Below are 8,171 nucleotides of genomic sequence, written 5' to 3'. Positions count from 1 at the left end.
GGTCGACGGTGACGACGGGTGCGGGTGCGGCGGGTGCGGCGGGCGCTGCGGGTAGTGCCGCCCCCGCCCGCCCGGGACGAGGACCGGGCGGGCGGGGACGGGGACTGCGGGTCGGTCAGCTCAGCGCGGTGAGCGTGAGCGTGGCCGTGTAGGTGCCCTGCGGGGCGTCGAGCGGCAGCTGCAGGTCGAGGTCGGCGCCGACGAGGGACGAGCCGCGGGCGTGCCCGGCCTCGGCCTCGGCGAGGGTGCGGGCCACGGACAGGCCGTCGCCCTCCTCGAACCCGGACGGCACCGCGGGCCCGGCCACGGCGTCGCCGCCGTTCTCGAGCACCTCGGGCGTCCAGCCCAGGTACTTCGACGACAGGGTCTGGCCCCCGGCGACGAAGTCGCTGACCTGCGCGGTGATGGACCACTCCGGGTCGCCCGCGCGGGTGTCCTGCACCCGCACCGGCACGATCTCGCCGGTCGCCCGGTACCGGTCCTCGAGCTCCTCGGCCACGCCGAGGTTCACCAGGCCGGAGGTGCCCTCGAGCGACCAGACGAGCTCGCCCGCCCGCTGCTCGGGGACGGTGACGGCGAGCGCCTGGTCGCCGGCGGCCACCGCGCCCGGCGCCTCGCCGGTGTGGTCGCCCTCGAGGCCGCCCGCGGTGTTGCCCGGGCCGAACGCGGCGGCCGGGTCGTTGTCCGCGAGCCGGATGGTGCCGAGGACCGTGGTGCCGGCCACCCGCAGGTTCGCGGTGTTGCCGGTGAGCACCAGGTCGCCGCCGACGGTGTTGCCGAAGGTGTCGGCCGCGCCGTCGACGGTGGCGCCGACCAGCACGTCCCGGCTGGAGCCGGTCACGGACAGGGTGCCGCCGACGACGGCCCCGGCCACGGTCACGCCCCAGTCGGAGTCGGCGATCGACACCTCGCCCTGCACCCCGGTCTGCAGCAGGTCGACGTAGGTCGCCGCCTGCGTGGTCAGGCCGCCGCCGATGGACGAGCCGGTCACCTCGACGTCGAGACCGCCGGCCGCGACGCTGCCGCCGACCTCCAGGTCGTTCAGGTACAGGAACCCGACGCGCGAGCCGGTGGTGTACGCGCTGACGTCGCCGTCGACCCGGGTGCCGTCCAGCAGGACGCCGTACGCGTCGGTGGCGACGACGTCGCCGGTGACGGTCACCGACGTGGCGTCCAGCCAGGCGTCGGCGCCGACGGTGATGGAGCCCTCGACGGTCGCGCCGGCGAGCACGCAGTCCGCGCCGGCCGGGACGACGAGGTCGCCGGTGATGGTCTGGTCCCCGAGGTCGGTGGTGCAGTCGGTCGAGGCCGCCTGCGCGACCGTGCTGCCGAGGGCCACGAGCCCGAACGCGCCCACGAGCGCCGCGGGCACCGAGTAGATCCGCTTCATGTCCGTGTCTCCTTCTCGCTCAGCCGCGCAGGCCGGCGATGGCGTCGTAGCTGCGGTCGGCGTTGCCGAGGGAGTTCAGCGGGTTCGGCGGCTCGGCGACCGTCGCGGCGTTGTCCTGCTCGTACAGGCCGAAGTGCTGGCCGCGGGAGCGGAGCTGGGACAGGAACTGCTGGTAGGGCAGGTCGCCGGCGCCGAACTCGATGATGTCGTAGCCGTTGGCGCTGGCCTCGTTGGCCTTGCCGTCCTTGAGGTGCAGCAGCGGGTAGCGCCGCGGGTTGCGCAGGACGTAGTCGACCGGCTCGAACCCCGGGTACTTGTGCTGCCCGACGTACGCCCAGTAGATGTCCATCTCCAGGTACACCAGGTCCGGGTCGGTGTTGTCGTAGAACACGTCGTAGAGCCGGACGGACGGGTCGACCGGGTCGAACCGGAACTCGCCGTCGTGGTTGTGCTGGTAGAGCTTGAGGCCGGCGGCCTTGACCTGCTCGCCCCAGCCGTTCCACTCCTCCGCGGCGGCGAGGTACCCCTCCTTGGTCGCGGTGTTCGTCGGCGCGTTGCCCGTGCCGAGGTGCGGCATGCCGAGGGTGTGCGCGATGTCGATCTGGTTGGCCAGGTCGGTGCGCAGCAGCTGCGTGCTGACGTGCGAGCCGACCGCCTTCAGGCCGTTGTCGTCGAGCAGGGTGCGGATCTCCGCCGGGGTGATCGCGCCGACGTTGCCCTGGGTGTAGCCGGCGAACTCCACCTCGGCGTACCCGATCCGGCCGAGCTCCTCGAACACGGCCCGGAAGCCGAGCGAGCTGACCTTGTCGCGGATCGTGTAGAGCTGGATGCCGATGCGGTTGGCCGGGACCAGGCGGGTGCGCCCGGTCGTCGGCGCGGCCGCGGGCGCGAGGCCGGCGGCGGACGCGCCGGAGGCCCCGAGGGCGGTCCCCAGCCCCACGGCCACCGTGGAGGCGCCGAGCGCCTTCATCAGCGACCGCCGGCTCATCGGCCGGGCGGGGATCGAGTCGTGCTGGTGCGTGCTCATGTCTCTCCTTCGAGACGGCCGGGTCCGGGCGGGGCTGCGGCTCGCAGCCCCGCCCGGGGTCCGGCGCGCGGTCAGCTGCGGACGGTGAGGGTGGTGCTGGTGGTGGAGCCGGAGATGCCGGCCGTGCCGCCGTAGGCGACGTCGACCTTGTAGGTGCCCTCGGGCAGGCGCCCGAGGGAGACGACGCTCGCGCCGGAGGCGTCGAGGGTCCCGGTGAGCGTGGCGACGGTCTGGTTGTTGCGCTTGACCGTGACCGTGACGTCCCCGGCGGCTGCGACGCCGCTGCCTGTGGTCACCTGGACGGTGGCCTTGGCGGCGACGGCGGGCTTGACCGGGTTCGGCGACACCGTGGCGGCGACCGTGGACGTGGTGCGCGCCACCGTGAGCCGGACCGTGCCGGACGAGGGCTTGAAGACCTCGCCGCCGGTGAAGGACGCGGTCACCGTGTGGGTGCCCACGCCCAGGGCCGGGTCGAGGGCGACGACGGCGGTGCCGTCCGCGCCCAGGGTGCCGCGGCCGACCTCGGTCTCGCCGACGGTCAGCACGACCTCGCCGGTGGCGACGCCCTCGGCCGCCGCGACCGCGACCGTGACCTCGCCGGGAGCGCCGAACGGCACCCGGCCCGCGGCGACGGTGGCCGTGGTGGTGGTGTCGACGGTGGGCTCCTCCGGGGCGTCCAGGTCGATCGTGAACTGCACGGCGCCGACCTCGGAGACGAGCCCCTGGGTGTCGGTGGCCCGGTACCGCAGGTCGTACGCGCCGGACTCGGAGAACGTCACGGCGTACTGCTGGTTCGCCGCCAGGTTCGTCCAGGTGGTGCCGCCGTCGCGCGAGTACTGCACGCTCGCCAGCGCCCCGTCGTCCGCGGCCTGCACGGCGAACCGCACCGGCTCGGTGAACACGCCGCCGGCGCCGGTGGGCGCCGCCGGGGTCAGGGTGTGCGCGACGGTCGGGGCCGTGACGTCGGCGACGCCCGGGCCCACCATCGTGATCGCGTCCACGGCCAGCTCGTCGGCCGAGGTGACGACCAGGTCGCCGGTGCCCTCGGGGGCGTCGAAGGCGATCTCGACGTCCTTCCACCCGGAGCCCGCCGGGATGGTGGCGGTCGCGAACGGCGCCGCGTCGGCCGAGCCCCAGCGGAGCTGGACCTGCCCGCCGCCGCTGGCCCGGACGACCGCGCCGGTGATCCCGCTGAAGCTCACCGGGGTGAACGTCAGGGAGTCGCCGGTGCCGAGGCCCCGGACCGCGTTGCCGCCGAGCGCCGACTCGTCCGCGTACACCGTGACGCCGGTGCGCGCGGCGTGCTCCGCCTGCTGCTCGCGCGGGTTGAGGCGCAGCGTGGCCTCCCCCGTCGCCGCCGGCAGGCCGTTGGCGCCCGCGTCGCGGTACGTCACCACGACCGCGCCGTACAGCAGCGCGCCCGGGCCGTGCTCCGGCGAGTTCGGGTCGGTCTTGAACGCGCCCTGGCAGCCCGTGCCCGACACCTCGGGGTGGGCGTGCTCGTCGTGGCCGAGGCCGTACGTCCAGGACACCCGGGTGCAGTCGGTGGCCGCCCCGTCCTCGGCGTCCTGGGTGGTGACGCGGAACGGCACCGCGTCGCCCCAGGTGAAGAAGCCGCCGTTCTCCGGGTAGGTCAGCGTGACCTCGGGCGCCTGGTTGCCGACCGAGATCGGGTGCGAGGTCAGCGTGAACTTGCCCTCGGGGTCGGTGACCTTGAGCCGCGCCGTGTACGCCGCGATCGCGGTGTAGGTGTGCTCCGCCTCGACGCCGGTCGCGTCGAAGGTGCCGTCACCGTCGAAGTCCCAGTCGTAGCGGAGCGTGCCGCCCTCGGGGTCGCTCGACGCCGAGGCGTCGAACTGCACGGTGAGCGGAGCCGAGGACGACGACGTCGGCGTGGCGGTGAACTCGGCGCGCGGCGCCTTGTTCCCCTCGGCGTAGGCGATCCGGTGCAGGCCCGCGTCGGGGTTGGCCCGGAAGAAGCCGTCGCCGTAGTCGAGGACGTACATCGACCCGTCCGGGCCGAACTCGATGTCCATCGGGTTGTCGATGGGCGGCCAGCCGTCGGCCGTGACCGCCGCGTTCGGCGTGACGTCCTCGATGTGGGTCACCTCGAACGTGTCCCAGTCGACGGTGAACGCCGCGATGTAGTCCTGCGAGAACTCGCCGAAGAACGCCTTGCCCTCCCAGTACGCGGGCCACGCGTCCGGTCCGGCGTCGGCCGGCCGGTGGTAGACCGGGCCGCCCATCGGTCCCTGGCCGTTGCCCGTGCCGAAGTTCACCAGCTCGTCCCAGGGCTGGTCGCCGGGGGCGTCGCCGTAGTAGAGCGTGGCGGGGCGCGCCGGGGGCAGGTCCGTCAGACCGGTGTTCCACCGCGAGTCGTTGACCAGGTTCTCCGGGTCGAAGAACGCCCCGGGGGTGTTCGTCGCGAAGTCCCAGTCGTTGTAGGCGAAGTTGTCGCCGGTCACGAAGGGCCAGCCGGAGTTGTGCGGGTCGTCCAGGCCGACGACGTTCCACTCGACCAGCCCCATCGGCCCCCTGCCCGCGGTGGCGGCGGCGGCCTTGGTGGCGTCCGGGCCGTAGTCGCCCCAGGACAGCGAGCTCGTCTCCGGGTCCACGTCCAGCTTGAACGGGTTCCGGACGCCCATCACGAAGATCTCGGGCCGGGTACGCTCGGTGCCCTCCGGGAACAGGTTGCCCTCGGGGATCGTGTACGACCCGTCCTCCTCGACGTGGATCCGCAGGATCTTGCCGCGCAGGTCGTTCGTGTTGCCCGCGCCGCGGCGGGAGTCGAAGCCGGGGTTCATGCCCGGGGCGTCGTTGTTCGGCGCGAAGCCGTTGGCGCCCGGAGTGCCGGCCGGGGTGTTGTCGCCGGTGCCCAGGTAGAGGTTGCCGTCGGCGTCCCAGTCGAAGTCGGCGCCCACGTGGCAGCACTGCCCCCGCTGGACCTCCACGTCGAGGATCTGCTGCTCGGAGGCCAGGTCGAGGCCGTTCCCCGTCCACTGGAACCGGGACAGCCGGTTCACGCCCTTCCACTGGTCCCAGTAGGACTCGTCCTGGCCGGCCGGCAGCGTGTTCGGCGCGGAGCCGGCCGGGGTGTTCCCCGGCGGGGCGTACACGAGGTACACCCAGTTGTTCTCCTCGAAGTCCGGGTCGATGCCGATGGACTGCAGGCCGTCCTCCGAGTTGGCGTACACCGGGATCGTGTTGGTGATCCGGGTGACGCCGGTGCTCGGGTCGGTGAGCCGGATGTCGCCGTTGCGGGCCGTGTGCAGCACCCGGCCGTCGGGCAGCACCGCGAGGTCGATCGGCTCGCCGACGTCCTTGGTCAGGGTGGTCTTCTCGTAGTTGTCCCAGTCGAGCGCGGCCTCGGCGCCGGGCTCGGCCCCGTGGTCCAGGCCGTCGTGGGCCACCACGGGCCCGGCGCCGAGCGCCAGCCCCGTCACGGTGAGCACCCCGGCGAGGGTGAAACCCACCAGTTTGGTGCCGCGCTGCGAGCGCGGCTGCGTACGATCCATGAGTGATGCAGCTCCTTACGGGATCTCGTCACAGAGGTCGGGCTCCTGCGTCGTCCCCACGGTTCGGGAACCCGGCCTCCTCAGCCGACCGGCGACTCTGCCGGTCGTGGCGCGGTCCCACCTCCTCCCCCTCGAGCGGTGAGCTGATCGTCGTCTGACGGGTGGTGCTGGTGCGGGCGGGTCGCCCGCGCGGGCGCGCCGCCCCGGGCGGGTCAGCCCAGGGCGACCCACCTGCTTCCGTCGGCCGCGCTGCGCTCGACGGCGTCGAGCACGCGCTGCACGGCGAGTCCCTCGGCGAACGACGGCGACGGGTCCTGGCCCGCCGCGATCGCGCCGACCAGGTCGACGACCTGGTGCGTGAACGCGTGCTCGTAGCCCAGCCCGTGCCCCGCCGGCCACCAGTGGCCGACGTAGGCGTGCTGCGGCTCGGTCACCACGATCCGCCGGAACCCCGCGACAGCGGCGTCCTCGGTGGCGTCGTGGAAGTGCAGGACGTTCATGTCCTCGAAGTCGAACGACAGCGACCCGCGGTCGCCGTTCACCTCGAGCCGGATGGCGTTCTTGCGGCCGGTGGCGAACCGGGTGGCCTCGAAGACCCCGAGCCCGCCGCCGGACAGCCGGGCCAGGAACACCGCGGCGTCGTCGACCGTGACCGGCCCGCGCGCGGCGTCCGGGCCGGCCGCCGAGCCGTGCAGCCCCGCGAACTCGGCCGCGACCGGGCGCTCGTGCACGAAGGTCTCCATCAGCCCGGACACGCCCGTGAGGCGCTCGCCGGTGATGAACTGCGCCAGGTCCACGGCGTGCGAGCCGATGTCGCCCAGCGCGCCGGACCCGGCCTGCTGCTTGTCCAGCCGCCAGGACAGCGGCGCCTCCGGGTCGGCCAGCCAGTCCTGCAGGTACTGCACGCGCACGTGCCGCACCGACCCGATCCGGCCGTCCGCCACGAGCTGGCGCGCGAGCTGCACCGCCGGCACCCGCCGGTACGTGTAGCCGACCATCGATCGGACTCCGCGGGCCGCGGCCGCCTCGGCCGCGGCGACCATCGCCTCGGCCTCCTCGATCGTGTTGGCCAGCGGCTTCTCGCACAGCACGTGCTTGCCCGCCTCCAGCGCGGCCACCGCGATCTCCGCGTGCGTGCGGCCCGGGGTGCAGATGTCGACCAGGTCGACGTCGTCCCGCGCCATCAGCTCCTGCCACGACGAGGCGGTGTCCCGCCAGCCCAGCCGGTCCGCCGCCGCCTTCACCGCGACCGCGTCGCGCCCGCCGAGCACCCGCATCTCCGGGTGCAGCGGCAGGTCGAAGAACCGCGGGGCCGTGCGCCACGCCTGCGAGTGCGCGGCGCCCATGAACGCGTACCCCACCATGCCGACGCCGAGCGGCGCGGCCGTCGTCCCGTCCATCACGAGACCTCCTTGCCTGGGCGCGGGGGCACCGGCGCGGCCGGCGCCCCCGCGGTCCGGATCAGGACTCGAAGGCCGAGTCGATGTACTGGTCGACGTTGTCGGCCGTGACGACCGGCGCGAACAGCTGGACGGTGCGCGGGACGCCCGAGGAGGCCAGGTCGCTCAGCGACTTCTCGTGCGCCACCAGGCGGGCGAGCTTGATGCCGTCGGCCGCCTGCGTCGACGGGTAGATGACCGTCGCCTCGACGACCGACGCCTCGTCCTGGATCTCGCGCATCATGTTCGCCGAGCCGGCGCCGCCGACCAGGAAGAACTCGTCGCGGCCGGCGTTCTCGATCGCCGCCAGGACGCCGACGCCCTGGTCGTCGTCGTGGTTCCAGATCGCGTCGATCTGCGGCGCGGCCTGCAGCAGGTTCGCCGCCGCCTGCTCGCCGCCCTGGACGGTGAAGTCCGCGGCGACCCGGTTGTCGACGTCCAGGCCGCAGTCCTCGAGCGCGTCGGCGAAGCCCTGGCTGCGGTCCTGGGTCAGCGGGAGCGAGTCGATGCCGGCGATCTCGGCCACCACGGCGTCCGGGTTGTCGCCGAGCCGCTCGCAGATGTAGGTCCCGGCCGAGACGCCCATCCCGTAGTTGTCGCCGAGCACGGTGGCCCGCGACGCGAACGGGCTGGAGAACTCCCGGTCGACGTTGATGACCGGGATGCCGGCCTCCATCGCCTGGGTGGCGACGTCGGTCAGCGCGCCGCCGTCGAACGGCAGCAGCACGATCGCGTCGACCCCGTCGTTGATGAAGCCCTCGATCTGGCTGATCTGGACGTTCACGTCGTTGGTGCCCTCG

Annotated in this window: 5 protein-coding genes; all 5 read right to left on the bottom strand. The window is 73.6% G+C overall.

The features are described from left to right. Positions 1 to 115: 115 nt before the first annotated feature. Complete coding sequence (locus tag G6556_RS15060) at positions 116 to 1,390, bottom strand: hypothetical protein (RefSeq protein WP_166943102.1); 1,275 nt, start codon at positions 1,388 to 1,390, stop codon at positions 116 to 118. Between the two features lie 19 nt (positions 1,391 to 1,409). Next, positions 1,410 to 2,417 carry a sugar phosphate isomerase/epimerase gene (locus G6556_RS15055; RefSeq protein ID WP_205693545.1) on the bottom strand — a complete coding sequence of 336 codons (1,008 nt, stop codon included), beginning with the start codon at positions 2,415 to 2,417 and terminating at the stop codon, positions 1,410 to 1,412. A gap of 71 nt (positions 2,418 to 2,488) precedes the next feature. After that, positions 2,489 to 5,932: a PQQ-dependent sugar dehydrogenase gene (locus tag G6556_RS15050; RefSeq protein ID WP_166943099.1), complete on the bottom strand. Its 3,444-nt coding sequence runs from the start codon at positions 5,930 to 5,932 to the stop codon at positions 2,489 to 2,491. Positions 5,933 to 6,144: 212 nt separating this feature from the next. Beyond that, positions 6,145 to 7,332, bottom strand: a complete 1,188-nt coding sequence (locus G6556_RS15045) for a Gfo/Idh/MocA family oxidoreductase (protein ID WP_240934589.1) — start codon at positions 7,330 to 7,332, stop codon at positions 6,145 to 6,147. Between the two features lie 61 nt (positions 7,333 to 7,393). Next, the coding region (locus G6556_RS15040; protein WP_166943097.1) for a substrate-binding domain-containing protein at positions 7,394 to 8,171 on the bottom strand (778 nt) is incomplete at its 5' end.

It is taken from the genome of Cellulomonas sp. IC4_254 (assembly GCF_011603975.1).
GTDB lineage: Bacteria > Actinomycetota > Actinomycetes > Actinomycetales > Cellulomonadaceae > Cellulomonas.
The sequence above is the reverse complement of the archived record's forward strand: the minus strand, read 5'-3'. Positions and strand labels throughout refer to the sequence as shown.